31 protein-coding genes are annotated in these 26596 nt (G+C 73.6%); 15 read left to right on the top strand and 16 right to left on the bottom strand.

Annotated elements, in window-relative coordinates:
• The first annotated feature begins 73 nt into the window (after window positions 1–73).
• The gene (locus tag AC1RSJ_RS06445; protein ID WP_493117519.1) at window positions 74–1906 is read left to right on the top strand and encodes an AMP-dependent synthetase/ligase; all 1833 of its coding nucleotides are present in this window, start codon (window positions 74–76) and stop codon (window positions 1904–1906) included.
• 64 nt (window positions 1907–1970) lie between these two features.
• Here AC1RSJ_RS06445 and AC1RSJ_RS06440 read toward each other — a convergent pair whose 3' ends face one another.
• The 3 genes from AC1RSJ_RS06440 to AC1RSJ_RS06430 all read right to left on the bottom strand — a co-directional run bounded on the left by AC1RSJ_RS06440 (window position 1971) and on the right by AC1RSJ_RS06430 (window position 7283).
• Window positions 1971–2468, bottom strand: coding sequence for a peptide deformylase (locus AC1RSJ_RS06440; protein ID WP_493117518.1), 498 nt, complete (start codon window positions 2466–2468; stop codon window positions 1971–1973).
• A gap of 35 nt (window positions 2469–2503) precedes the next feature.
• Window positions 2504–3808, bottom strand: a complete 1305-nt coding sequence (locus AC1RSJ_RS06435; protein WP_493117517.1) for a MinD/ParA family ATP-binding protein — start codon at window positions 3806–3808, stop codon at window positions 2504–2506.
• A gap of 73 nt (window positions 3809–3881) precedes the next feature.
• A complete protein-coding gene (locus AC1RSJ_RS06430; protein WP_493117516.1) occupies window positions 3882–7283 on the bottom strand; it encodes a pyruvate carboxylase in 3402 nt (1133 codons plus the stop codon).
• Window positions 7284–7362: 79 nt separating this feature from the next.
• Here AC1RSJ_RS06430 and AC1RSJ_RS06425 point away from each other — a divergent pair, with 79 nt between their 5' ends.
• Window positions 7363–8214, top strand: a complete 852-nt coding sequence (locus AC1RSJ_RS06425; protein ID WP_493117515.1) for a ParA family protein — start codon at window positions 7363–7365, stop codon at window positions 8212–8214.
• A 67-nt stretch (window positions 8215–8281) separates the two neighbouring features.
• Here the strand turns inward: AC1RSJ_RS06425 and AC1RSJ_RS06420 are convergent, their stop codons facing one another.
• From AC1RSJ_RS06420 to AC1RSJ_RS06405, 4 genes are all read right to left on the bottom strand, one after another.
• Window positions 8282–8833: a MerR family transcriptional regulator gene (locus tag AC1RSJ_RS06420; protein WP_493117514.1), complete on the bottom strand. Its 552-nt coding sequence runs from the start codon at window positions 8831–8833 to the stop codon at window positions 8282–8284.
• A 129-nt stretch (window positions 8834–8962) separates the two neighbouring features.
• Window positions 8963–9661, bottom strand: coding sequence for a transcriptional regulator FtsR (gene ftsR / locus AC1RSJ_RS06415; protein ID WP_493117513.1), 699 nt, complete (start codon window positions 9659–9661; stop codon window positions 8963–8965).
• Window positions 9661–10161: an FHA domain-containing protein gene (locus AC1RSJ_RS06410; RefSeq protein ID WP_493117512.1), complete on the bottom strand. Its 501-nt coding sequence runs from the start codon at window positions 10159–10161 to the stop codon at window positions 9661–9663. The genes ftsR and AC1RSJ_RS06410 overlap by 1 nt, the downstream gene beginning before the upstream one ends.
• Before the next feature lie 14 nt (window positions 10162–10175).
• On the bottom strand, window positions 10176–10772 hold the full coding sequence (locus AC1RSJ_RS06405) for a CDP-alcohol phosphatidyltransferase family protein (protein ID WP_493117713.1): 597 nt from the start codon (window positions 10770–10772) through the stop codon (window positions 10176–10178).
• A 111-nt stretch (window positions 10773–10883) separates the two neighbouring features.
• Between AC1RSJ_RS06405 and AC1RSJ_RS06400 the strand changes: the two genes are divergently transcribed.
• The 3 genes from AC1RSJ_RS06400 to AC1RSJ_RS06390 all read left to right on the top strand — a co-directional run bounded on the left by AC1RSJ_RS06400 (window position 10884) and on the right by AC1RSJ_RS06390 (window position 12524).
• Window positions 10884–11726 carry a DUF1295 domain-containing protein gene (locus AC1RSJ_RS06400; RefSeq protein ID WP_493117511.1) on the top strand — a complete coding sequence of 281 codons (843 nt, stop codon included), beginning with the start codon at window positions 10884–10886 and terminating at the stop codon, window positions 11724–11726.
• Window positions 11727–11851: 125 nt separating this feature from the next.
• Window positions 11852–12016 (top strand): hypothetical protein, encoded by a 165-nt coding sequence (locus AC1RSJ_RS06395; protein WP_493117510.1) that lies wholly within the window; start codon window positions 11852–11854, stop codon window positions 12014–12016.
• Window positions 12017–12062: 46 nt separating this feature from the next.
• Entirely contained in the window at window positions 12063–12524 is a 462-nt protein-coding gene (locus AC1RSJ_RS06390) for a hypothetical protein (RefSeq protein ID WP_493117509.1), read from the top strand.
• A 42-nt stretch (window positions 12525–12566) separates the two neighbouring features.
• Here AC1RSJ_RS06390 and AC1RSJ_RS06385 read toward each other — a convergent pair whose 3' ends face one another.
• Window positions 12567–13055, bottom strand: coding sequence for an NUDIX hydrolase (locus AC1RSJ_RS06385; RefSeq protein ID WP_493117508.1), 489 nt, complete (start codon window positions 13053–13055; stop codon window positions 12567–12569).
• A 109-nt stretch (window positions 13056–13164) separates the two neighbouring features.
• On the opposite strand from AC1RSJ_RS06385, the gene AC1RSJ_RS06380 reads away from it, so the two are divergent.
• Genes AC1RSJ_RS06380 through AC1RSJ_RS06365 form a run of 4 tightly spaced genes read left to right on the top strand, consistent with a single transcriptional unit; the run spans window position 13165 to window position 15703 of the window.
• A complete protein-coding gene (locus tag AC1RSJ_RS06380; RefSeq protein ID WP_493117507.1) occupies window positions 13165–14235 on the top strand; it encodes a M4 family metallopeptidase in 1071 nt (356 codons plus the stop codon).
• On the top strand, window positions 14216–14557 hold the full coding sequence (locus tag AC1RSJ_RS06375) for a protealysin inhibitor emfourin (protein WP_493117506.1): 342 nt from the start codon (window positions 14216–14218) through the stop codon (window positions 14555–14557). The genes AC1RSJ_RS06380 and AC1RSJ_RS06375 overlap by 20 nt, the downstream gene beginning before the upstream one ends.
• Before the next feature lie 31 nt (window positions 14558–14588).
• On the top strand, window positions 14589–14951 hold the full coding sequence (locus AC1RSJ_RS06370; protein WP_493117505.1) for an RNA-binding S4 domain-containing protein: 363 nt from the start codon (window positions 14589–14591) through the stop codon (window positions 14949–14951).
• Window positions 14952–14962: 11 nt separating this feature from the next.
• Complete coding sequence (locus tag AC1RSJ_RS06365) at window positions 14963–15703, top strand: NAD(P)H-hydrate epimerase (RefSeq protein WP_493117504.1); 741 nt, start codon at window positions 14963–14965, stop codon at window positions 15701–15703.
• Here the strand turns inward: AC1RSJ_RS06365 and AC1RSJ_RS06360 are convergent.
• Window positions 15700–16206, bottom strand: coding sequence for a glutathione peroxidase (locus AC1RSJ_RS06360; protein WP_493117503.1), 507 nt, complete (start codon window positions 16204–16206; stop codon window positions 15700–15702). The genes AC1RSJ_RS06365 and AC1RSJ_RS06360 overlap by 4 nt on opposite strands.
• Before the next feature lie 91 nt (window positions 16207–16297).
• Here AC1RSJ_RS06360 and AC1RSJ_RS06355 point away from each other — a divergent pair, with 91 nt between their 5' ends.
• The gene (locus AC1RSJ_RS06355) at window positions 16298–18103 is read left to right on the top strand and encodes a glycoside hydrolase family 15 protein (protein WP_493117502.1); all 1806 of its coding nucleotides are present in this window, start codon (window positions 16298–16300) and stop codon (window positions 18101–18103) included.
• 13 nt (window positions 18104–18116) lie between these two features.
• Here AC1RSJ_RS06355 and AC1RSJ_RS06350 read toward each other — a convergent pair whose 3' ends face one another.
• From AC1RSJ_RS06350 to AC1RSJ_RS06335, 4 genes are all read right to left on the bottom strand, one after another.
• Complete coding sequence (locus AC1RSJ_RS06350; protein ID WP_493117501.1) at window positions 18117–19841, bottom strand: aldehyde dehydrogenase family protein; 1725 nt, start codon at window positions 19839–19841, stop codon at window positions 18117–18119.
• 24 nt (window positions 19842–19865) lie between these two features.
• A complete protein-coding gene (locus AC1RSJ_RS06345; protein ID WP_493117500.1) occupies window positions 19866–20453 on the bottom strand; it encodes a mismatch-specific DNA-glycosylase in 588 nt (195 codons plus the stop codon).
• Complete coding sequence (locus AC1RSJ_RS06340) at window positions 20450–21034, bottom strand: HhH-GPD-type base excision DNA repair protein (protein WP_493117499.1); 585 nt, start codon at window positions 21032–21034, stop codon at window positions 20450–20452. Before AC1RSJ_RS06340 ends, AC1RSJ_RS06345 begins: the two co-directional genes overlap by 4 nt.
• Before the next feature lie 129 nt (window positions 21035–21163).
• Window positions 21164–21676 (bottom strand): DoxX family membrane protein, encoded by a 513-nt coding sequence (locus AC1RSJ_RS06335; protein ID WP_493117498.1) that lies wholly within the window; start codon window positions 21674–21676, stop codon window positions 21164–21166.
• Window positions 21677–21753: 77 nt separating this feature from the next.
• Here AC1RSJ_RS06335 and AC1RSJ_RS06330 point away from each other — a divergent pair, with 77 nt between their 5' ends.
• Together AC1RSJ_RS06330 and AC1RSJ_RS06325 are read left to right on the top strand one after the other, a co-directional pair.
• The gene (locus AC1RSJ_RS06330) at window positions 21754–22611 is read left to right on the top strand and encodes a GAF domain-containing protein (RefSeq protein ID WP_493117497.1); all 858 of its coding nucleotides are present in this window, start codon (window positions 21754–21756) and stop codon (window positions 22609–22611) included.
• The gene (locus AC1RSJ_RS06325; protein WP_493117496.1) at window positions 22608–22790 is read left to right on the top strand and encodes a hypothetical protein; all 183 of its coding nucleotides are present in this window, start codon (window positions 22608–22610) and stop codon (window positions 22788–22790) included. Before AC1RSJ_RS06330 ends, AC1RSJ_RS06325 begins: the two co-directional genes overlap by 4 nt.
• 58 nt (window positions 22791–22848) lie before the next feature.
• Here the strand turns inward: AC1RSJ_RS06325 and AC1RSJ_RS06320 are convergent, their stop codons facing one another.
• Window positions 22849–23208, bottom strand: coding sequence for a hypothetical protein (locus AC1RSJ_RS06320; RefSeq protein WP_493117495.1), 360 nt, complete (start codon window positions 23206–23208; stop codon window positions 22849–22851).
• Window positions 23209–23253: 45 nt separating this feature from the next.
• Between AC1RSJ_RS06320 and AC1RSJ_RS06315 the strand changes: the two genes are divergently transcribed.
• A complete protein-coding gene (locus tag AC1RSJ_RS06315) occupies window positions 23254–23862 on the top strand; it encodes a GNAT family N-acetyltransferase (protein ID WP_493117494.1) in 609 nt (202 codons plus the stop codon).
• Window positions 23863–23903: 41 nt separating this feature from the next.
• Entirely contained in the window at window positions 23904–24761 is an 858-nt protein-coding gene (locus tag AC1RSJ_RS06310; RefSeq protein ID WP_493117493.1) for a zinc-ribbon domain-containing protein, read from the top strand.
• 40 nt (window positions 24762–24801) lie between these two features.
• Here the strand turns inward: AC1RSJ_RS06310 and AC1RSJ_RS06305 are convergent, their stop codons facing one another.
• Window positions 24802–25377: a GIY-YIG nuclease family protein gene (locus AC1RSJ_RS06305; RefSeq protein WP_493117492.1), complete on the bottom strand. Its 576-nt coding sequence runs from the start codon at window positions 25375–25377 to the stop codon at window positions 24802–24804.
• The gene (locus AC1RSJ_RS06300; RefSeq protein ID WP_493117491.1) at window positions 25374–25697 is read right to left on the bottom strand and encodes a DUF6504 family protein; all 324 of its coding nucleotides are present in this window, start codon (window positions 25695–25697) and stop codon (window positions 25374–25376) included. Before AC1RSJ_RS06300 ends, AC1RSJ_RS06305 begins: the two co-directional genes overlap by 4 nt.
• Window positions 25698–26003: 306 nt before the next feature.
• Here AC1RSJ_RS06300 and AC1RSJ_RS06295 point away from each other — a divergent pair.
• On the top strand, window positions 26004–26596 hold a 593-nt coding region (locus AC1RSJ_RS06295), incomplete at its 3' end, for a CAP domain-containing protein (RefSeq protein WP_493117490.1).

The following is a 26596-nucleotide window of genomic DNA, read 5'->3' as shown; positions in this document are numbered from 1 at the left end:
ATTCTATGAGCGGGGGATCCCCAGCACGGGACCGTAGGATGACGGGACTGTCCCCGGTGTCGAAGGAGCTGCCGTGAACGAGTCCACCGTCCCCGCCCTGGTCGAGGCGGACCCGTCGCTCAACGCGACCGATCTGCTGCTGCACCGCGTGCGCACGAGCCCCGACGCTCCGCTGTTCTCGCTGCCGACCGCCGACGGCGGCTGGTCGGATATGTCGACGGCGGAATTCCACCGCCGCGTCGTCGAGCTGGCCAAGGGCCTCGTCGCCGCCGGCGTGCAGCCGGGCGACAAGATCGGCCTCATCTGCCGCACCCGCTTCGAGTGGACGCTCATCGACTTCGCGACCTGGTTCGCCGGCGCGGTGCTCGTGCCGGTCTACGAGACCTCCTCCCCCGCGCAGATCCAGTTCAACCTCGACGACTCGGGCGCCTCGCGCCTCATCGTGGAGACGCCGGAGCACTTCCTCCGCTTCGACGAGGTGCGCGGCGAGCTGCCGGGTATCGGCGACGTCTGGCAGCTGCACCTCGGCGACCTCGACAAGCTCGCCGCGAGCGGCTCCGCCGTGACCGACGAGGAGATCGAGGCCCGCCGCAGCGCCGCGAACGGCGACGACCTGGCGACGCTCATCTACACGAGCGGCTCGACCGGCGTGCCGAAGGGCTGCATCCTCACCCACTCGAACTTCGTCGAGCTGTCGCGCAACGCGGCCGCCGCGATGGGCCCCGTCGTCGAGCAGGGCTCGTCGACGCTGCTCTTCATCACGACGGCCCACGTGTTCGCGCGCTTCATCTCGGTGATGAGCGTCTACTCCGGCGTCAAGGTCGGGCACCAGGCCGACACGAAGCGGCTGCTCGAGTCGCTCGGCAGCTTCCAGCCCACGTTCCTGCTCGCCGTGCCCCGGGTGTTCGAGAAGGTCTACAACTCGGCCGAGCAGAAGGCCGAGGCCGGCGGCAAGGGCGCGATCTTCCGCGCCGCCGCCGAGGTCGCGATCGCGCATTCGAAGGCGCTCGACGCCGGCCGCGTGCCGCTCGGCCTCCGGCTCCGGTTCGCGCTGTTCGACCGGCTCGTCTACTCGACCATCCGGAAGGCGATGGGCGGCCGCATCCGCTACGCCGTCTCCGGATCCGCCCCGCTCGGCACCCGCCTCGGGCATTTCTTCCGCAGCCTCGACGTCCGGGTGCTCGAGGGCTACGGCCTCACCGAGACCACGGCGCCGGCGAGCGTGAACCTCGTCGACAAGTTCAAGATCGGCACCGTCGGCCCCGCGCTGCCGGGCGTCGGCATCCGCATCGCCGAGGGCGGCGAGATCCAGGTCAAGGGCATCGACGTCTTCCGCGGCTACTGGAACAACCCCGAGGCGACCGCCGCGGCGTTCGACGGCGAGTGGTTCAAGACCGGCGACATCGGCTCCCTCGACGAGGACGGCTACCTCACGATCACCGGCCGCACGAAGGAGATCATCGTGACGGCGGGCGGCAAGAACGTCGCCCCCGCCGGGCTCGAGGACCCGATCCGCGCGAACCCGCTCGTCGGCCAGGTGGTCGTCGTCGGCGACCAGAAGCCGTTCATCGCCGCGCTGGTGACGCTCGACCCGGAGATGCTGCCGGTCTGGCTCAACAACAACGGGGAGGCCGCCGACCTGCCGCTCGAGCAGGCCGCGAAGCACCCGAAGGTGATCGCCGAGGTGCAGAAGGCCGTCGACGGCGCGAACGCGCGCGTCTCGCGGGCGGAGTCCATCCGCAAGTTCACGATCCTGCCGCTCGAGTTCACGGAGGCCTCCGGCCACCTGACCCCGAAGATGTCGATCAAGCGCAACGTGATCGTGAAGGACTTCGCCGCCGACATCGAGGCGATGTACACGCCGACCTCGTCGACGGAGACGCAGGGCGTCTCGCTCGCGCACTAGCCGCAGCCGACCCGATCCCCGGGCCCGTCGACGGCGGCGTCGGCGGGCTATCCCGCAGGAGTCGTCAGACGCGGAACCAGTCCGACTCGCGGATGAGCCGGAGCGCGTCGCGGCGCGTCTCCGGCTCGAGGCCGAACACGTAGAGCACGCCGTCGAGGTGGTCGGTCTCGTGCTGCAGCATCTGCGCCATGACGCCCTCCCCCTCGACCTCGATCGCGTTCCCGTCGAGGTCGACGCCGCGCACCCGCGCGTACGGGTGCCGCGGCCGCGGGAAGTAGAAGCCCGGCACCGACAGGCAGCCCTCGTCGACGAGCTCGGGCTCGCCGCGCAGCTCCACGATCTCGGGGTTGAGCACGTAGCCGATGTCGCCGTCGATGTTCCAGCTGAAGGCGCGGAGGCCGACGCCGATCTGCGGCGCGGCGACGCCGGCGCGGCCGGGCACCTCGACGGTCTCGAGCAGGTCGTCGACGAGCCCCTGGTTGCCCGCCGCGCCGAGCACGACGGGGTCGGCGGGCGAGCGGAGGACGGGGTCGCCGAACAGGCGGATCTGGCGCTCGGTCATGAGCTGGCGGGGGTCCTTCGACGGGATCGGGAGCGCTAGTCGCGTTCGGCGGGCAGCCCGTCGACCACGAGCGCGGCCAGGTGCCGGGCGGAGTCGCGGGTGAAGGGCTTGAGCTGGCGGTAGCGGACGACGCTGCCGGCGGCGAGCTCGGGGTCGTACGGGATGCGGACGACCTCGCGCACGCGCGACTGGAAGTGCCGCTCGATCTCGTCGAGCTTGACGAGGTTCGTGCCCTGCGTCGCCGTGTTGATGGCGACGACCGCGTTGCGCACGAGCGCGCCGTAGCCGTTCGCCTCGAGCCAGGTCAGCGTCTCGGAGGCGAGCCGCGCCTCGTCGACGCTGCCGCCGGAGACGATCACGACCGAGTCGGCGCGCTGCAGGGTGGCGCGCATGACGGAGTGCACGATGCCGGTGCCGCAGTCGGTCAGCACCAGCGAGTAGTAGCGGGCGACGAGGTCGGCGACGACGTTGTAGTCGTTCTCGTCGAACGCCTCGGAGAGCAGCGGATCGGTGTCGGACGCGAGCACGTCGAGCCGGGTCTCGTCGCGCGACACGTGCGTCGACAGCTCGCCGAAGTCGGTGATCGCCGGCGCGTGGTTCACGAGGTCGCGCACGGTCGACCGGGTCTGCTTCGCGACGCGCTCGGACAGCGTGCCGCGGTCGGGGTTCGCATCGATCGCGACGATGCGGTCCTCGCGCACGTCGGCCAGCGCCATCCCGAGCAGGGTGGTGATCGTGGTCTTGCCGACACCGCCCTTGCGGGTGAGCACCGGCACGAACCGGGTGCCGCCCTCGAGCCGCTTCGAGATGCGCGCGTCGACGGCCTTGCGGGCGCGGGCGGCCGCGGAGTCGCCGACGTTCACGAGGTGGAACGTGCCCTGGTAGAGCAGGTGCTGCCAGAAGCCCTCCGGCGCGACGCGGCGCGAGCCGCGGCGGTCGAGCAGCCGCTCGGGCGTGAGCATCGCGGCCGGCTCGGGCGAGGTGGCGACGCCGGCGGCGCGGCTGCGGCGCGAGTACAGCGCGGCGTCGTCCGCCGGCAGCGGCACGATCTCCGGCTCCGGCTCGGCCTGCGCGACCGGTCGCGGCGCGGGGATGACGATGGAGGTCGTGGAGGCGGTCGCCCCGTCGGCGCGGATCGCGATGTCGTCGATCGCCACCGCCGCCTCGTCCTCGGGCACGATGTGCACGGGCAGCGGCAGGTCGAGGTCGACGCTCACCGTGATCGGCTCCGGGACCTCGATGAGCCGGTCGTCGCGCAGGTGGAGCTCGCCGTGACGTCCGACGTCGCGCGCGGGGGCGGGCTCGTCCCCGGCTCCGGTGCGGTCGCGCGCATCCGACATCGCGGCCTCCGTCCGTTCCGCCCGTCAGGCGACGGACATCACAGTGTAGAACGTGGCCGCGACGCGCTCCGACCTACTCCACGACGACGAGCAGGTCGCCCGCGTCCACCTGCTGGGTGGTCGGGATGGCGAGCCGCGCGACGCGTCCGGCGACCGGCGTGGTGATCGCGGCCTCCATCTTCATCGCCTCGATCGAGGCCACCGCGGCGCCGGCCTCGACCGTGTCGCCCTCCGCCACCTTCAGCGTCACGACGCCGGAGAACGGCGCGGGCACGTGGCCCGGCTTCGCGGAGTCGGCCTTCTCGGCGCTCGTCACCTCGACGGCGATGCCGCGGTCGCGCACGAACACCGGTCGCAGCTGCCCGTTGAGCGTGGTCATGACCGTGCGCACGCCCTTCTCGTCCGCCTCGCCGATGGCCTCGAGGCCGATGAAGAGGTTGACGCCGGTGCCCATGTGCACGACGTGCTCGACGCCGGGACGCAGACCGTAGAGGTAGTCGATCGTGTCGACGACCGACAGGTCGCCGAACAGCTCGCGGAGCTGGTCGAACTGCCGGGTCGGCGCCGGGAACAGCAGCCGGTTCAGGGTCGCGCGGCGGGCGCCGGCGTCCTCGCCGTCCAGCAGGCCGAGGTCGTCGTCCGAGACGTCCTCGACGCCGATCCGCACCTCGCGCCCCTCCAGCACCTTCGTGCGGAACGGCTCGGGCCAGCCTCCGGGCGGGTCGCCGAGCTCGCCGGCGACGAAGCCGATGACGGAGTCCGGGATGTCGTACTTCTGCGGGTTCTGCTCGAAGTCGTCCGGGTCGGCGTCGGCCGCCACGAGGGCGAGCGCGAGGTCGCCGACGACCTTCGACGACGGCGTCACCTTCGGGATGTCGCCGAGGATGCGGTTCGCCGCGGCGTAGTAGTCCTCGATGCGCTCGAAGTGGTCGGCGAGGCCGAGCGCGATGGCCTGCTGGCGCAGGTTGGAGAGCTGGCCGCCCGGGATCTCGTGCTTGTACACCCGGCCGGTCGGGCCCGGCAGGCCGGACTCGAACGGCTTGTAGGCCGTGCGCACGGCCTCCCAGTAGGGCTCGAGGTCGCTGACGGCGCGCAGGCTCAGCCCGGTGTCGCGGTCGGTGTGCGCCGTCGCGGCGACGAGCGCCGACAGGCTCGGCTGCGACGTGGTGCCCGACATCGGCGCGCTGGCCGCGTCGACGGCGTCCGCCCCGGCGCGACTCGCCGCGAGCAGGGTGGCGAGCTGACCGCCGGCCGTGTCGTGCGTGTGCACGTGCACCGGCTGGTCGAAGCGCTCGCGCAGGGCGCCGACGAGCTTCTCGGCCGCGCCGGCGCGGAGCAGGCCCGCCATGTCCTTGATCGCGATGATGTGCGCCCCCGCCTCGACGATCTGCTCCGCGAGGCGGAGGTAGTAGTCGAGCGTGTAGAGCTTCTCGTCCGGGTCGAGCAGGTCGCCGGTGTAGCAGAGCGCGACCTCGGCGACCGTGGTGCCGGTCTCGAGCACCGCGTCGATCGCCGGGCGCATCTGCCCGACGTCGTTGAGCGCGTCGAAGATGCGGAAGATGTCGATGCCGGAGGCCGCCGCCTCCCGGACGAACGCATCCGTCACCTGCGTCGGGTACGGCGTGTAGCCGACCGTGTTGCGCCCGCGCAGCAGCATCTGGATGGCCACGTTCGGCAGGGCCTGGCGCATCGTGTCGAGCCGCTCCCACGGGTCCTCGCCGAGGAAGCGCAGCGCGACGTCGTAGGTCGCGCCGCCCCAGGCCTCGACCGAGAGCAGCTGCGGGGTCATCCGCGCCGTGTACGGCAGCGCCGCGACGAGGTCCCGGGTGCGCACGCGGGTGGCGAGCAGCGACTGGTGGGCGTCGCGGAACGTGGTCTCGGTGACCGCGAGGGCCGTCTGCTGGCGCAGCGCCGACGAGAAGCCGACCGGGCCGAGCTCGAGCAGCCGCTGGCGCGAGCCGCTCGGAGCCGGCGCGGCGAGGTCGAGCTCCGGCAGCTTCAGCGCCGGGTCGATCGCACGGCCGACCGTGCCGTTCGGCAGGTTGACGGTCACGTCGGCGAGCCAGTTCAGCACCTTCGTGCCGCGGTCGCGCGACTCGGTGTACTCGAGCAGCTCCGGCCGCTCCCCGATGAACAGGGTGCTGAAGTCGCCTGCCTGGAAGGACGGGTCGGCGAGCACGCCCTGGAGGAACGGGATGTTCGTCGTGACGCCGCGGATGCGGAACTCGGCGAGGCCGCGGCGGGCGCGGGCGACGGCGGTGGAGAAGTCGCGCCCGCGGCAGGTCATCTTCGCGAGCATCGAGTCGAAGTGCGGGCTGATCTGGGCGCCCGGGTCGACGGTGCCGCCGTCGAGGCGCACACCGGCGCCGCCCGGCGAGCGGTAGGTGGTGATCTTGCCGGTGTCGGGGCGGAAGCCGGAGGCCGGGTCCTCCGTCGTGATGCGGCACTGGATCGCGGCGCCGTGCAGCACGACGGTCTCGCGCGAGAGGCCGAGGTCGTCGAGGGTCTCCCCCGAGGCGATGCGCATCTGCGACTGCACGAGGTCGACGTCGGTGACCTCCTCGGTCACCGTGTGCTCGACCTGGATGCGCGGGTTCATCTCGATGAAGACGTGCTCGCCGGCGCGCTCGCCGACGGTGTCGAGCAGGAACTCGACGGTCCCGGCGTTCTGGTAGCCGATCGACTCGGCGAAGGCGATCGCGTCGCGGTAGAGCGCCTCGCGGATCGACTGGTCGAGGTTCGGCGCCGGGGCGATCTCGACGACCTTCTGGTTGCGGCGCTGGATCGAGCAGTCGCGCTCGAACAGGTGCATGGTGTGGCCGTGCCGGTCGGCGAGGATCTGCACCTCGATGTGGCGCGGGCGCAGCACGGCCTGCTCGAGGAACATCGTCGCGTCGCCGAACGCGCTGTCGGCCTCCCGCATCGCCTCCTCGAGCGCGGCGCGGAGGTCCTCTGCGCGCTCGACGCGGCGCATGCCGCGGCCGCCGCCGCCGGCGACCGCCTTCGCGAAGACGGGGAAGCCGATGCGGTCGGCCTCCGAGACGAGCAGGTCGATGTCGGTGGTCGCGGGGCTCGAGTCGAGCACGGGCACGCCGGCCTTGATGGCGTGCTCCTTCGCGGTCACCTTGTTGCCGGCCATCTCGAGCACGGAGGCATCCGGGCCGATGAAGGTGATGCCGTTGTCGGCGGCGGCACGGGCGAGGTCCGGATTCTCGGACAGGAAGCCGTAGCCGGGGTAGATCGCATCCGCGCCGGACTCCTTCGCGACGCGGATGATCTCCGCGACGTCGAGGTAGGCACGGACCGGGTGGCCCTCCTCGCCGATGAGGTACGCCTCATCCGCCTTGAGGCGGTGCAGGGAGTTGCGATCCTCGTAGGGATACACGGCCACCGTCTTGGCGCCGAGCTCGACGGCGGCCCGGAATGCCCGGATCGCGATCTCTCCACGATTGGCCACGAGGATCTTGGTGAACATCCGGCTCCCTCCGGCACGCCAGCGGCTGTGCCGTCACGCTTGTGTGTTCTTCCAGCGTAGTGAAGGTAGGTTGGCCTTCATGCACGTGCTGAGCGTCAGCTCCCTCAAGGGGGGCGTGGGGAAGACCACGGTGACGCTCGGCCTCGCCTCCGCGGCGTTCTCGCGCGGGATCTCGACGCTGGTCGTCGATCTCGATCCCCAGTCCGACGTCTCGACCGGCATGGACATCGCCGTCGCCGGCCACCTCAACGTCGCCGACGTGCTGGCGGCGCCGAAGGAGAAGATCGTCCGCTCGGCGATCGCGCCGTCGGGCTGGACACGCGGCCGCAGCGGCACCGTCGACGTGCTCATCGGCTCGCCCTCGGCGATCAACTTCGACGGGCCGCACCCGTCGATCCGCGACATCTGGAAGCTCGAGGAGGCCCTCGCCCACGTCGAGCGGGAGTACGACCTCGTGCTCATCGACTGCGCGCCCTCGCTCAACGCCCTGACGCGCACCGCGTGGGCGGCCTCCGACCGCGTGGCGGTCGTGACCGAGCCCGGCCTGTTCTCCGTGGCCGCCGCCGACCGCGCCCTGCGCGCGATCGAGGAGATCCGCCGCGGGCTCTCCCCCCGCCTCCAGCCGCTCGGCATCATCGTGAACCGCGCGCGGGTGCAGTCGCTCGAGCACCAGTTCCGCATCAAGGAGCTGCGCGACATGTTCGGGCCGCTCGTGCTCTCGCCCCAGCTGCCGGAGCGCACGTCGCTGCAGCAGGCGCAGGGCGCCGCGAAGCCGCTGCACATCTGGCCGGGCGAGAGCGCGCAGGAGATGGCGCACCACTTCGACCTGCTGCTCGACCGCGTGCTGCGCACGGCGAAGATCAACGGCGTGCTGCCGCTGCTGCCGGAGTCGGCCGCGACGGATCTGCCCTCGTTCGCCGAGCAGTCCTGACGCCGTCGCTCCGACGCGGCCCGGGCATGACGACGCCCCGGCCGGATCGGCCGAGGCGGACGACGTGCTAGCTGGCGGCGCGCTTCGCGCGGCGCTGGGCGAGTTCGTCTGAGGGGTCCTCCGCCGGGCTGCGGTCGAGCTCGACGAGGCTCGACTCGACCTCGCGGAGCACCTTGCCGACGGCGATGCCGAACACGCCCTGGCCCTGGCTGACGAGGTCGATGACCTCGTCGTCGGACGTGCAGAGATAGACGCTCGCGCCATCGGACATGAGCGTCGTCTGCGCGAGGTCGCTGACCCCCGCCTCGCGGAGCTGGCCGATCGCGGTGCGGATCTGCTGCAGCGAGATGCCGGTGTCGAGGAGCCGCTTCACGAGCTTGAGCACGAGGATGTCGCGGAAGCCGTAGAGGCGCTGCGAGCCCGAGCCGGCGGCGCCGCGGACGGTGGGCTCCACGAGCTGGGTGCGCGCCCAGTAGTCGAGCTGGCGGTAGCTGATGCCGGCCGCGCGCGCGGCGACGGCTCCGCGGTAGCCGGCCTGGTCGTCGAGGTCCGGAAGACCGTCGGTGAACAGCAGACCGAGGTCGTAGCGCGCGTCGTCGCTCCTGCTCGTCTCGCTCATGCCATTCCTAACCTTCAACTGGAACTTGAAGTTCAAGTCCCGTGTCTTCCACGCTAGCCACCCCGGCGCCCGCGGACAACGACATCCGCGTGGCGCGCCCGGCGTGTCGCGCGAATCCGACCAGACCGGTCACCGGAGGCGCGTCAGCGCCGACCGGATGAGGCTCGATCGCACCACCTCGAGCTGCCCCGCGATCTCGCGGGCCAGCTCGGCCGCCTTCGCCCGGCTCGACGCGTCCTTGCGCCGCGCGACCGGGATGAGCGCGCTCTCGATGAGGCCGAGCTCGCGCTCCGCCGCGGCGCGGAAGCCGCGGAGGTGCCGGGGCTCGATGCCCGAGCGCTTCAGCTCGACGAGCGAGCGGAGCACGGCGAGGGCGTCCTCGCCGAAGTGGTCGCCGGGCACGACGAGCGAGGCGGACACCGCATCCTGCAGCAGCATCGGCGTCGCACCGGACTCGCGCAGCAGCTCGTCGCGCGTCAGCCGGCGGTCGCTCGGCAGCATCGACGGGGCCGCGACGCTCTGGCCCCCCGGCAGCGCCGGCTCGCGGCCGGCGTCGAGGTCGTCGAGGTAGGTGCGGATCACCTTGAGCGGCAGGTAGTGGTCGCGCTGCATCGAGAGCACGAGACGCAGCCGCTCGAGGTCGTCGGGCGAGAACTTGCGGTAGCCGGACTCCGTGCGGGCCGGCGAGATGAGCCCGCGCTCCTCGAGGAAGCGGAGCTTCGACGGGGTGAGGTCGGGGAACTCCGGGTTCAGTCGGGCCAGGACCTGGCCGATGCTGAGTCGGGGCGCCGACCCAGGCACGCGGGCCTGGGCTGAGGAGGCGGGCACTACCGCGCCGCCGACGCGAGATCGAGTCGCGACGCGTAGTAGGTGAGCCGGTACTTGCCGATCTGCACCTCGGCGCCGTCGGACAGCAGCGCGGAGTCGATCCGCACGCCGTCGAAGTAGGTGCCGTTCATCGAGCCGAGGTCGCGCACCTGGAACGAGGTGCCGACGCGGACGAACTCCGCGTGGCGGCGCGAGACGGTGACGTCGTCGAGGAAGATGTCGGCGTCGGGATGCCGGCCGGCGGTCGTCAGGTCCGCGTCGAGCAGGAAGCGGGAGCCGACGTTCGGGCCGCGGCGCACGACGAGGAGTGCGGATCCGGACGGCAGGGCCGAGATGGCCTCCTGCTCGCTGGGCGAGACGCCGGCCTCCATCGCCGCGAGCTGGGCGGCGAACTCGTCCGCATAGTGCGCGGTCGTGTCCGTCCCGCCCGCGCCGGGGCGGATGGCGGAGGCGGGCACAGCGCGGGCTGCGCCCGCGTCACGGTCGTCGTCGTCGGCCATCGGCTCCTCCAGGTTCAGCCGCCCACACTATCCGATGCCGCATCCGCCGCCACCGGGGATCGGCGTGCCAGCCGGACGGTCTGGCGGAAGTAGGCCCACCCCGCCCACCAGTAGAGGAAGGCGCCCCAGATGGCGACTCCCCAGCCGATCGGATCGGACACCGGCGCGATCGCCGGGAAGGCGGCGCCGAGCAGCAGCACCGGGAAGCCGAAGAGCAGGCAGAACGTGCCCATCTTGCCGAGATGGTGCACCGGCAGCGGCCCGTAGCCGAGGTTCGCGAGCGCGATCCCGAGCACGAGGAGCAGCACGTCGCGGGCGACGACGATCGCGAGGAACCAGAACGGCACGACGCCGGCGATCGCGATGCCCACGAGCGTCGACAGGATGAAGAGGCGGTCGGCGGCGGGGTCGAGCAGCTGGCCGACCCTGCTCACCTGGTTGAAGCGCCGGGCGATGAAGCCGTCGGCGAAGTCCGTGATGCTCGACAGCGCCACGATGGCGACGGCCCACGCGTACTCCCCCGCCACGATGAGCAGGAGGAAGACGGGGATGAGCAGCAGGCGGACGACGGTGAGGACATTCGGCACCGTCACCACGCGCGAGCTGACCATCGTCACGGCCTCACCTCCTGGGAGTCGAGTCTATCGATGGCGGGCGGACCCGAGGCTCCCTCGGCGTCGCCGGTCCGCTGCGTGCGATCGAGCCCTCAGTAGGATCCGCCCATGACGTCGACGTCGGCGGCGGTGATCGTCGTCGTGGCTCTGGCCGCGGCGATCGCCGTGACGTGCCGTGTGCTCTCGGCCCGGACCGGCGACGCGTCGTGGACCGATCGGATCTGGTCGATCGCGCCGGTCGTGTACCTCGCGGTCTTCGCCGGAGCCGCGGGCTTCACCGACACCCGACTCGACGTGATGGCGCTGCTCGGGCTGGTGTGGGGCATCCGCCTGACCGCCAACCTCGCCCGGCGGGGCGGCTATCGCGGGGTCGAGGACCACCGCTGGCCGATCCTGCGCACGCGACTGGCCCGACGGGGATGGGCGGCGTTCGACACCCTCTTCGTCGCCGGGTTCCAGAACGCGCTGCTCGTGCTGATCGCGCTCCCCGCGCTGACCGCGCTGGAGCACGCGGGCGCGCCATTCGGGGCGGCGGACGCCGTGCTCACCGTCGCGTTCCTGGCACTGCTCGCCGGGGAGACGATCGCGGACGAGCAGCAGTGGCGCTTCCAGCAGGAGAAGCGGGCGCGGGTGGCGGCCGGCCGGGATGCAGGCCCGGGCTTCGTGCAGGAGGGGCTCTGGCGCTGGTCACGGCATCCGAACTACTGCTTCGAGCTCGGGCAGTGGTGGGTGATGGCGGGGTTCGGCGTCGTCGCCGCGGGCTCGCTTCCCTGGACGATCGCGGGCGCGCTGCTGCTCGCCGCGTTGTTCGCCGGCTCGATCCGCTTCACCGAGCGCATCAGCGCCGAGCGGTATCCGGCGTACGCCGGATACCGCCGCCGGACGTCCGCGCTGATCCCGCTCCCGCCCCTGCGACGGAGCGATCCCGAAGGCCGGCTGAACGCTTCCTGAACGCCTGAGCGCTGGCTGACAGTCCCGGCCAGGAGCCCCCGGACACGCTCAGATGGTCGAGACGGCGCGGCCCGTCGGCGGAACTGGGACCGCCGTCCGCGTCTCAGTGAGGAGCTCTACCCCCCATGAACATCCTGCTCGTGATCATCGCCATCATCGCAGTCGTCCTGCTGTTCACCGGCGGCTTCGTGCAGTCGCTGAACTTCCTGCTCTGGGTCGGCATCGTGCTGCTGATCATCGCCGCGATCGTCTTCCTGGCCAGGTTCATCACCGGCAACCGGACGCGCTGACCGGCGCCCGCGGCCGTCGTCGTCTGTCCGGCGTACCGTGGCGGACATGTCGTGCATCCGCTTCAACACCGCCGCCCAGCGCCGCCAGCTGGCCGCCATGGCCCCGTCGATGCTGAGCCCGGAGGAGTCCGCCGCGCAGCACCCGGCGCCCCCGGTGACCGACAGCAAGCTGAACCGCCTCCGTCTGCTCTCCGAGCACGCCAACCCGAAGATCCGCGAGAGCGTCGCCTCGAGCTATCACACCCCCGCCGACGTGGTCGATCGCCTGCTCGTCGACCGCGACGCGGGCGTGCGCGCCTGCCTGGCCCGCAACGAGACGACGAGCTGCGACGTGCTCCGGGTCCTCGCGGACGATGAGGACGAGGCCGTGCGCGGCTGGGTGGCCGTGAACTTCCAGGTGCCCGCCGACGTCATGGAGTCGCTGGCCGACGACCCGAGCGAGACCGTCCGCGCGCTCGTGCGCTGGAAGCGCGACCTCGCCGACGAGCCCGCCGGCGCGCTGGTCTGACCTCCGTCGTGCTCCTGGCGTCCGTCGGAGCCCCGGCATCCGTCAGAGCGCGGCGAGGCGCGCCTTCAGCGCCGGCCAGTCCTCCGCGAACGCCGGGTGCAGCGGCAGCGCGTCGACCTCGGCGAGCGGCACCCAGCGCAGGGAGACGCTCTCGGCGTCGCCGACGAGCACCTCGAAGGGCGTGACGACCCGGGCGAGCACGGTCGTGTACGACCAGTAGCCGAGGTCGCGGACGTGCTCGCCGACCACCTCGACGGCCTCGGGCGGCACGCCGGCCTCCTCGTCGGCCTCGCGGAGGGCGCCCTGTGCGGCCGACTCCCCCGCCTTGCGCGCGCCGCCGGGCAGGGCCCAGGTGCCGCCGAAGTGGCTCCAGATCGCGCGCTCCTGCAGCAGCACCGCCCCGTCCGCGTCGACGACGAGCAGGCCCGCGGCGCCGACCCGGCCCCAGAACCGGCCCTGCGGCCCGTCGACCCAGACGTCCTCCGGCCCGTGCGGCCGTCGCTGAGTGGGATCGTGATCGGGCCGCGCCATGCCGCGAGCCTAGCCGCGGGCGCGCCGTGCCCGCCGTGGGCCGCGTGCGGGTGACGACCGCGGAGACCCGGTCGTTCTGCCCGTCGGCGGCCTCGCCTAGGCTCGCCGCATGCCCCCCGGAATCGTGCCCCCGTTCCTGCTCCGCCGTGTCGCGGAGGCCGCACCCGAGCGCTTCGCGATCGCCCCGCGCGCGGCGCTCGAGACGCTCCGGCACGACGACGAGCCCCGACGGGCCCGGGCCGGGCGCGTGCTGCTGAGCATCGACGAGAACGACGAGCTCGTCGCCGAGCTCGCACCCGCCGCCGAGCGCACGATCTCCGACGCGCGCCACACCGAGACGCTGCCGGGTACGAAGGTGCGCGGCGAGGGCGACGACCCGGTCGCCGACGGCACCGTGAACGAGGCCTACGACGGGCTCGGCGCCACCTTCGACCTGTTCTCGGAGGTCTACGGCCGCGACTCGATCGACGGCGCCGGCCTGCCGCTCGAGGCGAGCGTGCACTACGGCGAGAACTACGACAACGCGTTCTGGAACGGCGACCGGATGGTGTTCGGCGACGGCGACGGCGAGGTGTTCGGGCGGTTCACGGCCTCCGTCTCCGTCATCGGGCACGAGCTCACCCACGGCGTCACGCAGCACACCGCGGGGCTGGTCTACGCGAACCAGGCCGGCGCGCTCAACGAATCGGTGTCCGACGTGTTCGGCGCGCTCGTGGAGCAGTACCAGGCCGGCCAGACCGCTGCGAAGGCGACCTGGCTCATCGGCGCCGGGCTGTTCACGTCGCAGGTGAAGGGCGTCGCGCTCCGCTCGATGAAGGCTCCCGGCACGGCCTACGACGACGATGTGCTCGGCGCCGACCCGCAGCCAGCGCACATGAAGGACTACAACCGCACTCGCGACGACAACGGCGGCGTGCACATCAACTCCGGCATCCCGAACCACGCCTTCTACCTGGCCGCCCGCGCGATCGGCGGCCGCGCCTGGGAGAAGGCGGGCCAGGTCTGGTACGACACCATCACCGGCGGGCGCCTCAAGCCGGCGGCGACCTTCGCGCAGTTCGCCGACGCCACGATCGCCGCGGCCGTCGCGCGGTACGGTGAAGCGTCGTCCGTCGTCGACGCGGTGCGCGAGGGCTGGACGGGAGTCGGAGTGACATTCCATGGCGGTGCGAAGCGCTAGCTCGGTCAAGGTCGTCGTCGTGCGCACGGGCGGCGTGGCCGGCGCGCGACGCGAATGGCGGCTGACCGCCCGCGGCGACGACGTCGAGTCGATCGTGTCGGTCGTCGAGTCGGTCGCCTGGGAGACGGCGGCCATCGATCCCGCCGCCCGCGACCGGTTCGTCTGGAGCATCGCGGTGTCCGGGGCGGCGCGGCACCGGGCGAAGGTGCCCGACTCGCAGCTCACGGGTCCCTGGAAGGAGCTCGTGCACCGGGTGCAGTCCGACGGCGAGCAGGTGGTCCCGGAGCGGACCGCCCGCCGCACGACGGAGCGGGCCGGATGACCGCGATGCGACGGACGAGCGAGCACGGCGCATGACGGCCGTGCGCATCGACGCCTGGATCTGCGCGGTCCGGCTCGTCAAGACGCGGTCGGCCGCGACGGATGCCTGCAAGGCGGGCCACGTGCGGGTCAACGGGGAGCGCGCGAAGCCGGCGCAGCCGGTGAAGGTCGGCGACGACGTGCGCGTGCTCACCGAGGGCGGCGAGCGGCTCGTGACGGTCGAGAAGCTGATCGTCAAGCGCGTCGGCGCCGCGATCGCCGCCGAGTGCTACCTCGACCGGACGCCGCCCCCGCCGCCGCGCGAGGAGCGCGTCGTGATGGGGCTGCGGGATCGCGGCGCCGGGCGTCCGACCAAGCGCGACCGCCGGGCCCTCGACCGCCTGCTCGGCGGCTGAGCGGCACGGGCATGCCGGGCGATCCTCAGGACGGCTGGTCGGCGGACCGGGTGCGCGCGGCCGAGGCGCCCCTGCTCGCGGACGGCGTGCCGCTCATGCGGCGTGCGGCCGCGGCCCTCGCGGTCGAGCTGCGCCGCGAGCTCGCGGCACTGCCCGGCGCGAGGCTCGTGCTGCTGGCCGGGTCGGGCGACAACGGCGGCGACGGGCTGCTCGCGGTCGCCGAGCTGGCCGCCGAGGGCGTGCAGGTGCGGATCGTGCCCACCGGCTCGCGCATCCACGAGACCGGGCTCGCCGCGGCCGTGGCGGCCGGCGCCGTGCTCGAGCGGCGCGACACCCCGGTGTCGACGGTCGTCGCCGACCTCGGCGAGCGGGTCGTGATCGTCGACGCGATGCTCGGCATCGGCGCGGCCGGCGCCGGGCTCCGCGGCCGTGCGCACGAGCTCGCCGCTGCGCTCCTGCCGCGCCTCGGCGAGCGCCGGTCCGGCATCCGCGTGGTCGCCGTCGACGTGCCGAGCGGCATCGGCGTCGACGACGGCGCCGTGCCGGACGACGGCGTGCTGCTGCCGGCGGACGTCACGGTGACGTTCGGCGCGGTCAAGGCCGGGCTGCTGCTGCGACCGGCGTCCGCGCTCGCGGGCGAGGTGCGGTTCGTCGATCTCGGGATCGGACCCGGACTGACGGGCGAGCCCGTCGTCCGGCGCCGCGAGACGGGCGGCGACCCGGGCGGCGGTGCGGCGGACCCGAGGGGCTAGGCGGCGCCCTCGGCGCGCTCGGCGGGCAGCTCGGCCTCGATCGCGGCGACCACGGCCGGGTCGTCCGGCTGGACCGTCGGACGGAAGCGCGAGACGGCGCCGGACGGCGCGATCACGAACTTCTCGAAGTTCCACTTCACCTTGCCGGCCTTGCCGTCGGCGTCCGGCGTCTGACGCAGCTCCGTGTAGAGCGGGTGCGAGCTCCGGCCGTTGACCTTCGTCTTCTCCATGAGCGGGAAGGTCACGCCGTAGGTCATCGAGCAGAACTCCTGGATGTCCTCGGCGCTGCCGGGCTCCTGGCCGAGGAACTGGTTGCACGGGAAGCCGAGCACCGTGAAGCCGCGGTCCTCGTACCGGCGCTGCAGCTCCTCGAGCTTCTCGTACTGCGGCGTGAGGCCGCACTTCGAGGCGACGTTGACGACGAGCACGACCTGGTCGGCGTAGTCCGCGAGGGTGGTCTCCCGCCCGTCGATGGTGGTCAGCGGGATCTCGCGGAGGGTCATGGCCGCACCCTACGCCGCGCAGCCCGGGACGTGCTGGGCGCGCTGGGCGCGCTGGGCGCGTTCTCCCGGGCCGGCGAGGCAGGATGTGCCCATGCCGTCACCGATCCGCGACTACGCCCTCATCGGCGACACCCAGACCGCGGCGCTCGTCGCCCGCGACGGCTCGATCGACTGGCTCTGCCTGCCCCGCTTCGACTCCGCCTCGACGTTCGGCGCCCTGCTCGGCACCGACGAGGAGGGCTCGTGGCGACTCGCGCCCGTCGAGTCGGGGGCCCGGGTGGAGCGCCGCTACGAGGACGGGTCGTTCGTGCTCGTGACGCGCTGGACGACCGACGACGGCGAGGTGGAGGTGCTCGACCTCATGCCGCACGGCGGACGCCGCGCCGACGTCATCCGCCGCGTCCGGGGCGTCCGCGGCTCCGTCCGCATGCGCACGGAGCTGCGCCTCCGCTTCGACTACGCCGCGGCGCTGCCGTGGATCCGCCAGATGCCCGACCCCGGCATGCCCGACGAGGCGTCTCGGATGCTCGTGGCCGTCGCCGGACCGGACGCGGTCGTCGTGCGCGGCCCGCACCTCGAGCCGGCCGACCACATGCACGCAGCGGAATTCGATGTGCTCGAGGGCGAGCAGGTCGACCTCGTGCTGACCTGGTATCCGGCGCACCGCGAGCCGCCGCCGCCGGTCGACGTCGACGAGCGGATCGCCGCCACGCTCGACTGGTGGCGCGAGTGGTCGGGCCAGCATCGCGTGGCCGGCGAGTTCGACGCGGCCCTCATCCGCTCACTGCTCGTGCTGCGTGCGCTGACCCACGAGGACACCGGCGGCATCGTCGCCGCGGCCACGACGAGCCTGCCGGAGGATCCTGGCGGCGGCCGCAACTGGGACTACCGCTACGTCTGGCTGCGCGACGCATCGCTGACGCTGTCGGCGCTCGTCACGCATGGCTTCACCGGCGTCGCCGAGGAGTGGCGGCAATGGCTGCTGCGCGCCGTGGCCGGCGACCCGGCCGACGTGCAGATCATGTACGGGCTGGCCGGCGAGCGCCGCCTGCCGGAGTGGGACATCGACTCGCTGCCGGGCTACGACGGCGCCAGCCCGGTGCGCTCCGGCAACGGCGCCTACCTGCAGTACCAGGGCGACGCGGTCGGCGAGGTGCTCGTCGCCCTCGAACTCGCCCGGCAGGCCGGAGTCGAGGAGGACCGCTTCTCGTGGTCGCTCCAGCTCGCGCTGCTGCAGTACGTCGAGGACAACCTGGATCGCCGCGACAGCGGCATCTGGGAGATCCGCGGCCCCGAGCAGTACTTCGTGCACTCCCGCGTCGCGCTCTGGGCGGCGTTCGACAGCGGCATCCGCGCCGTGCGCGATCACGGCTGCGAGGGCCCGGTGGAGCACTGGATCGCGATCCGCGACCGGCTCGCGGCCGAGATCGAGGATCGCGGCTTCGACCGCGACCGCGGCACCTACCGCCAGCACTACGACACCGACGAGGTGGACGCCGCCCTGCTCATGCTCCCCCAGCTGGGCTACCTGGCCGCCGACGATCCGCGGATGCTCGGCACGGTCGCCGCGATCGAGCAGGACCTCCTCTCCGACGGACTGCTGCTGCGCTACCGCACGGAGTCCGGCGTCGACGGCCTCGCGGGGCGTGAGAACCCGTTCCTCGCGTGCTCGTTCTGGCTCGCGCAGCAGTACGCGTCGTCGGGGCGGATCGACGACGCCCGCGCCCTGCTGACCCGGCTCACCGGGTTCGCGAACGACGTCGGCCTGCTCGCCGAGGAGGTCGACCCGACGACGGGCGAGCACTGGGGCAACACGCCGCAGGCGCTCTCGCACCTCGCGCTCGTGCGCGCGGTCGCCGCGCTGCGGGAGGCGACCGCCGCCGCCGCGGCCGACTGAGCTCGCGAACGGGCTACTTCCGGAACGCGGAGGCCAGCACCGCCGCCATCGCCGCCGCGCTCGGGCGGATCTGGTACTCCACCATCCGGCGCCCGGTCTCGGCGGCGCTCCGCACGGTCGCGAACCACGGCGGCGTCGGGAACAGGCTGCGCTCCCCGTGGGCGGCCGACCGCGGGAACGGACGGAAGGGTCCGCGGAGCACCGTCTTCTCCGTCCCCGCCAGGAGCAGCGCGTTGTGCACGACGCCGATGCCGCTGCCGGCATCCGACCGCACGTTGCCCGGATAGGCGCCCCACGGTGCCGCGGCGGTCTGGAACGCGACGCCGGTCCAGGCGTTCACGGCGACCGTGCCGTAGCGGAGGCGGGCGATCGCGCCCTCGAACGCGATCCCGAGCGAGCGGATCGTCGCCGGATCGGCGAGCACGTTGACGCCGAGCGTGCCGGCGACGTCGTCGTTCACGCGCTCGACCGCCGCCTCGAGGAACTCGGCCGCGCCGCCCGGCAGCTCGACGACGCCGAGCACCGGCGAGAAGTACTCGGTCGTCTCCATGACGCTCGCGTCGACGCCCGGCTGGAGGTCGACGAGCACGCGCCCGCCGCCGTCGCCGTGGCGCTCGGCGCCCGGGTAGCTGCGCAGCGCGCCCGCCACCCGCTCGTCGCTGCCCGGGTACCAGGCCGGGCGTGCCGGGATCCGGTCGAGCGCGGCGCGGAGCTCGTCGAGGAACGCCTCCCGCTGCGGCCAGTCGGCGGAGAGCACGACGAGCTGCCCGGCGATGCAGTTGTAGCCCCCGTTGTGCAGGCGCATCGTCGCGACGTGCTCGGCCTGGTAGCGCAGGTCGGCGCGGGTCCATCGGCCCGGCACGACGATGATCGGCGAGACCCCGCCGAGCTCGCTCGTGATCGGCTTCGCCATGAGCGGCCGGTCGGCGCTGCGGCGGGCGGCGGCATCCGTGCCCGTGCCGTAGACGATCGCATCGTGCGTGAGCAGGCTGCCCGTGATGTGCACATGGGCGACGGCCGGATGCGAGGTCAGGTACCCGCCGACGTCGCCGCCGCCGGTGACGACGCGGAGCAGCCCGCGGCGCACGAGCGGCGCCAGCGCGCGCTCGAACACCGGCGCCATGTCGGCCATGACGGGGTTCACCTTGAGCAGCACGACACGGTTGCCGGCGATGAGCTCGTAGAGCACGTCGAGCGCCGGGATGGCGGTGATGTTGCCGGCGCCGAGCACGAGCCCGATGCCGCCCGTCTCGCGCCACGCGGCGGAGCCGAGCCCGGTCTCCGCCCGGACCTGGGCGGCGGTGACGCCCGGCGGCATCCAGACGTCCGCGGTGAAGCCGTTGAGCAGCGTCTCCTCGGCTGGGGTGCGCGGCAGGGCGCGGACCGTGACGCGTCCGCCGATCGCCTCGCCGAGCGTCTCGCCCGCGAGCGTCGAGCGGCCGGCCCCGACGCGGTCGAGGCTCTGGCCGAGCAGCTCGGTGCCGGTGAGCAGACCGTACGGACCGCTGAGCCACTCCTCGCCCTCGAAGCGCGTGCCCTCGACGCCCTTCATCGCGCTGGCCGTGCGCGCCCAGAGCTCCGCGGCGTTCGCGATCGCGCTGCGGGTCTCGCGGATGAGGGCGGCCCGAGCGCGCGGATCGGTGCGGGCCCAGACCTTCTCCCCCGCCCCGAGCTCCTCGATGGCGGCATCGAGGGCGGTGCGGACGTCGTCGTCCAGATCGGGGGCGGTGCTCGGCATGGCCCCATCCTGCCCCGCGCGGCGTCAGGCCGGCAGGATCCCCGCCGCTCTCGCGGGTTCGGCGTAGGCGGCGGCCAGCGAGGCGACCGTGTCATGGGCGTTGAGCCCCGACGGGTTCGGCACGACCCAGAGCTCCGCGCCCCCGAGCCGCTCCTCCTGCCGCCCGGCCGCGGCCTTCGGCCGGTCGAAGCCCTGCCGGTACGCGGTGACGCCGGCGATGGCCACGACGCGCGGCGCCCAGCGGACGACGTCGGCCGTCAGCCGCTCCGCTCCGGCACGGAGCTCGTCGCGGCCGAGCTCGTCCGCGCGCGCCGTCGCCCGGGCGACGATGTTCGCGATGCCGAGCCCCGCGGCGACGAGCTCGGCGCGGTCGGCGTCGGTGAGGCCCGCCGGGAAGTCCGGCACGCGCGGGATGATCCCCGCGGCCGCGAGCGCCGGGTAGAAGCGGTTGCCGGGATGGGCGAAGTGCGTCTGCGTCGCGGCCGTCCAGAGGCCCGGGTTGATGCCGACGATCAGCAGCCGGAGACCGGGACCGACGAGCGGCGGCACCTCGGCGTCGCGGAACGACTCGAGCTCGGCCCTGCTGAAGCGGTGCGGGCCGGCGGGCGTCATCCGTCCTTGCCGGACTTCGCGGCGGCCTTCACGGCGCGCTTGTGCTCGCGCACCTTCGTGAGCGACTCCGGGTCGACGATGTCGGCCACCGAGCGGTGGCTGCCCTCCTCGCCGTAGGCGCCGGCGGCCTCGCGCCAGCCGTCCGGATGCACGCCGTACTGCTTGCCGAGCAGGGCCAGGAAGATGCGGGCCTTCTGGTCGCCGTAGCCGGGGAGCGCCTTGAGCCGCTTCAGCACCTCGGCGCCGTCCGGCGCGTCGCGGGTCCAGATCGCCGTGGCGTCCCCGCCCCAGTGCTCGACGACCGCCGCGCAGAGCGCCTGCGTGCGCTGCGCCATCGAGCCCGGGTAGCGGTGGATGGCGGGCTGCTGCCGGTAGAGCGCCTCGAGCCGGTCGGCATCCGCCTCCGCGATCGCGGAGGGATCGAGCGAGCCGAACCGGGTCAGCAGCTTCTCGGGGCCGGCGAAGGCGGTCTCCATCGCCACCTGCTGGTCGAGCAGCATCCCGATGAGCAGCGCGAGCGGGTCGTCGGAGAGCAGCCGGTCGGCCGCCTCGTCGCCGGTGATGTGCAGGGTCGGTGCCATGGGCTCATGGTGCCACGCGGGGCGCACCGTTCTGCAGGATCATCCGGTGCTGGTCACACGATTCCTGCGCGCCGCGTCCTGCAGAACGGATTCATCCTGCAGAACGGGCGGGCGCGACCGCGGATCGGGTCAGGCCCCGTCCGGATCCGCGGGCGGCGCAGCCGCCTCGCCGAGCGCGATCGCACCGGCCGCGCCCGCGATGCCGAGCACGAGCGCGCCGATCGCCCAGGCGGGTCCCCAGCGGCGGCGGCCCAGCGCGGCGTCGACCGAGTACCGCCCCGGGCCGTCGGCGGTCGCGGCGAGCGCGGCGGCGGTCAGCACGGCGTTGAGCTCCCAGCCGCCCTTGGTGTTGAAGAAGCCGTTGCGCAGGTGCACCTTGTGCACCGCGGTCGCCATCGTGGCGGTGAGCGCGGCCTGGGCCGCCGGCGTCGCGGCGCCGGCCGCGAGTGCGAGGCCGCCGCCGGTCTCGGCGAGCGCGACGAGGTAGGCGTTCCGCCGCGTCGGGTACATCCGCGATCCGGCCATGGCCTTCTCGGTGCCGGCAATGCCGCCGCCGCCGAACCAGCCGCGCAGCTTCTGCAGCCCGTGCGCCGCGAAGGCGCCGCCGACGACGAGACGGAGGATCAGTGTTCCGATGCCCATCCCGCCACGATAGTTGACGCATCACACCGATCGCGGGGGTCGACCGCTCCGTCTGCGGCCGCCCCTAGCATTGCCCCGTGAGCGACTCGAGACGGCGGACCGCGGCAGGGAGCGTGCTGCTCAGCGCCCTCCCCCTCGTGCTCGGCGCCGTCGGCGGCTGGCTGTTCGCCGCGCGGAACGACTTCGGCGGCGCGGTCTGGGCGCTCGGCGTCCCGGCCGTCTGGTACCTCGCCGTCGGGGGCGTGGTCTGCGTGCTCGTCGGCATCGTCATCGGCCTCGTACGCGACTACCGCCGGCGGGCGCGCGAGCTCGACGCGGAGGACGCCCGCGCGGAGCTCAGGATCGCCATGAAGGACGCGTTGCAGCCGCTGCTCCGACTCGTCTCGAAGGTCGCGGCCGTGCCGCAGGAGCGCCGTGCCGACCGCCTGCTCGCCGTCGCGGAGAGCGCCTCGCTCACGCTGGCGAAGCTGCTCATGGCCCACGTCGACCGTGCCCGAGCGGCCGTGTACTCCATGGAGCCGGACGCCTCCGCGCTCCGCGTGCTCGCCTACGGCGGGCGGGGCGAGCAGCCCGGCGACTTCGTGGCCGGCGGATCGGGGGCCGACGTCGCCATCGAGCGCGTACGCAGCGGCCGCACCCTCGTCGTGCACGATCGCGACGTCGACCCGCCGCCCGGCTACACCGGGCGCGACGCCGGCTGGCGCTCGTTCATCGCCGTGCCGATCGTGTCCGCCGACGGCTGGGCGTACGGCATGGTCGTCGTCGACTCCCCCGCGGCCGGCTCGTTCCAGGACACCGAGGTGCACACGGTCACGGTGGTCGCGGAGATCCTCGCCATCGGCTTCGCGCTGGCCTATCCGGCGGCGCGGCGGCGCGGCGCGGCCGCGCGGTCGTCCGGTCCGGATGTCACCCCCGCGAGTACACTCGAGCCATGACCACCGTGAACCCCGACCTGCCGCTCCGGCTCGGCCGCGTGCGGGTCACGAGCGCGGTCGACGCCGGGGCACCGGACCTCACCGACCAGGCCGTCGTCGAGTCGCTGCTCGCCGACGCGCGCCGCGTCGCCCGCGAGGAGAGCGCCAAGCGCCCGCGGTTCTCGTTCTTCCGCCGCTGAGCCGCGCCGTCCAGAGTCACCGGCGTCATCTCGCCGACGCTGGAGCGCTGCCGCCGGGTCAGCGGATGCGCCGCCGCGCGGCCATCGCCGACAGCAGGCCGACCGCGACCACGGCGCCGAGCAGCGCGCGCCGGGTCTCCCGCTCGCGCCGCTGACGCGCGCCGGTGGTCCGGACGCCGTCGACCGCCCGCCAGGACAGCGTCGACCTCGCGGACCGCGCCGACAGCAGCGAGCCCGCGGAGCCGAACGAGAACGCGGAGAACGCCGCGAGCGCGGACCCGACGGAGAGCAGCGAGCCGGCGGAGAACGCCGAGCCGATCGAGAGCACCGAGTAGGCGGACCCGATGGACAGCACCGAGCCGACCGATCCGATCGAGAGAACCGAGCGGCGCGAGGCCGGCATCCGACGCGAGGGCACGAGCCCATCCTGGACGATGTCGCCGGCGCCTGCCACGCTTCGGGGATGATCGACACCGAGGGCCCGGACGCCGTCATCATCCGCGTCGCCCCGGCCAACGAGGCGAGCCGGACCGATCTCGAGACCGTGTTCGCGGGCCGCGGCGACCCGCCCGGCTGCCGGTGCCAGTGGTTCAAGCTCCGCAATGCGGAGTGGCGCACGACCTCGGTCGAGGACCGCGCGGAGGCCCTGATCGCGCAGACGCACTGCGGCTCGCCCGCGGCGACGAGCACCTCCGGCCTGCTCGCCTTCCTCGACGGCGAGCCGGTCGGCTGGGTCGCCGTCGAGCCGCGCACCGCGTACCCGCGGCTGCTCTCCTCCCGTCTGCCGTGGACCGGCCGCGACGAGGACAAGGCGGACGAGGGCGTCTGGGCGATCACCTGCTTCGTCACGCGCGTCGGCTTCCGCGGCCGCGGCGTCAGCCGGGCGCTCGCCGCCGCCGCAGTCGACCACGCCCGCGATCGGGGCGCCCGGGCCGTCGAGGGCTACCCCCGCACCGCGCCCGGCAGCGCGGCCGAGATGTTCCACGGCTCGGTCGGCGCGTTCGCCGCGGCGGGGCTCGCCGAGGTGGCCCGTCCCTCCGACGCGCGGGCGGTCATGCGGCTCGACTTCTGACCGGCGCCCTCCATGTCGGCGGCCGCGGTCATCCTGGGCTCATGGCGGAGCCCGTTGAGCGATGGTGGGCGCGACGGCGCTTCTCGCGCGGCGTCGATGTGCCCTATCCCGTGGGCACGTACCGCGCCGTGTGGGCGTCGTTCCCGGCGCTGATCCGGCAGTACCACCCGGATCTCAACGCGGGCATCACCCTCACCCAGATCCCGCCCGCCGCGGAGGTGCTGCTGCGCTGGCAGTGCGAGGTCGGGCACGTCTTCGTCGCGACGCCGTCCGAGCAGCGCGCGCGACCCGGACGGGAACGGCGCCGGTCGTCGTGGTGCCCGGAGTGCTCCGCCGGCGCGCAGCCCCGCCGCCTCCCCACGATGACCTCGGCCGACCGGATGGCGGCGTGGTCGGATCGATCGACCCGCCCGCGCCGGCCGCTCCGGACGCTCTGCGCGCGAACGCCGGATGTCGCCCCCGGCACGGCGTTCGCCAGCGGCTGCGCGCCGCGCCGCGCATCCGCCGCCGAGGCCGAGCTCAGCGCCCGGCTGCTGGAGCGGCTCGACGTGCCGGCGACGGACAACGCCGTCCGGCTCGCGCAGCCGTTCTTCGACCATCTCGAGGCCTGGCCCGACATCGTGCTCGCCGACCTCAGGGTCGCGGTCGAGTACGACACCACCGGGCGCCACGGGCTCGAGCACGTCGGGCCGCGTGAGGTGTCCGATCGGCGCAAGGACCGCCTGCTGCGCCGGGCCGGCTGGGAGGTCGTGCGGGTGCGCACCGGGAGGCTGCCGCCGCTCGGTCCGCACGACGTCGTGGCCGCCGGCCCCGGCCGCGCCGCGGTCAGCGGCGTGATCGCAGAGCTGCGGCGGATCCGGGGCGACCTGCTCGTCGACGCCTATCTCCGGACCCGGTGAGCCGGCGCGGTCCGCGTGGGTCGGTGTGCTGCCGCCCGCGTCAGCCTCGCAGTGCGAGCGCCTCGCTCCGCCAGCGAGCCCAGACGTCCCACGGGTCGACCGCGCCGCGACCGAGCACCACGAGGTGCTCCTCGATCGCCGGCGAGAGGCGGAACCACTCGGAGGTGCCGAGCCGGTCCGCCGCGAAGCGCAGGTGCCGCGCATGCTCGACCGCGCGCCCGCCGCGCTCGAGCGCGAGCAGCTCGTCGTGCAGCAACTGGGCGAACCGCTGCCGCGGGTTGATCGTCGTGCCGATCTTCACCCGGTCGCCGTGCCGCAGGTAGTAGACGACGTCGATGCGGGGCGGCGGCAGATCGGGATCCGCGTCCTCGCCGACCCGCCACTCGCAGGCGGCGCAGAGCCAGCCGGACGGCCACCGCACGCCGAGCCGCGAGCCGCACGCACGGCACGGCGACGGCAGCAGATCGGTGACGCCGTCGTCCTGCTGCACCCAGTCGGCGACCTCGTCCGCGTGCGGGCGGCACAGCCCGACCGGCGAACCCGCGGCCGCCTGCTGCGGGCAGTCCGGCACGAGACAGGCGCCGGCGGACGCTCGGGTGGTCACGCGGGTCGTCACGACGCGCCCCGTGCGTGGCGTCCGCCGGAGCGCGAGCGCCCGGCACCCTGCACATGCTCGCCGTGCACGGCGACGAGCTGCCAGCGGCGCTCGGCGGGCGTCTCCCGGATGTCGAAGACGGCCGCCGCGCCGTCCTCGTCGACGGCCTGGAACCGCCAGCCGCGCCAGTCCGCGAGCGGCGGGTGGGTGATCGCCGGCGGCCACCAGATGTCGGCCGGCGTGAGGGGCGTCGGCACGTCGTTGACGCGGAACCGCGCGCCGCGCCAGACGATGCGCACGGGCAGCCCGCTCGCGAACCAGACCGCGATCTCGTCGCCCATCTCCGCCTCCTCGATTCGAACACGTGTTCGATACCGCACGAGGCTACGCGCCGCGCGAGCCCGCTGCCACCCGCTCGGCGTGTCGCCCGTCACCCCCGCCCACACCGCGTCGAGAGGTCGTGGATCGACGAAGCGAGGCCGCCCCGCGCGTCGATTCGGGACCCCTCGACCTGGTGTCTCGCGCCTGGACGTGTGCTGGACGATCTCCCTCCGCTATCGTCTCCGGGTGAATATGGGGTGAGGCACCGCCCCGGGATCTCACCGGCTCGGGACCGCGGTGCTGCAGGGCGACATGGGGGTCAGCTCGTGGATCAGACCGACATCGCACGACCGCGCGCGCAGCGGGAGCGTCGGGGCATCGCACGCCTGGGCGCGGCCGTGCTCGCGATGGGCCTGCTCGCCGGCGGGGGCGTCGCGGCCGCCGCACCGGCGTGGGCCTCCGACTCCGGCGACATCTCCGCCCTGGTCAACTCGGACCGTGCAGCGAACGGGCTCGGCGCGCTCAGCTCGAACGGCAGCCTCGCCGCCGTCGCGCAGGCCTGGGCGCAGCAGATGGCCGCGAACGGGGCCATGACGCACAACCCGAACGTCGCGGCGCAGGTGCCGGCCGGCTGGTCGCGCGTCGGCGAGAACGTCGCCCACGGCTTCGCCTCCGGCGCGGCGACGGAGGCCGGCTGGATGAACTCCGCCGGCCACCGCGCGAACATCCTCGGCGACTACACCGCCGTGGGCGTCGGCTGGTTCGTCGACGGCGCCGGCTCGACCTGGGCCGTGCAGGTCTTCGCCAAGTACGGCGCGAGCGCCGCCGCCCCGGCACCGGCTCCGGCGCCCGCCGCGCCGAAGCCCGCTCCCGCCCCGGTCGCCAAGCCGGCCCCGGCCCCGGCGGCACCGCCCGCCCC

The organism is Schumannella sp. GW821-FHT10F01 (assembly GCF_058809295.1).
This window is presented reverse-complemented; position numbering and strand designations above follow the sequence as displayed.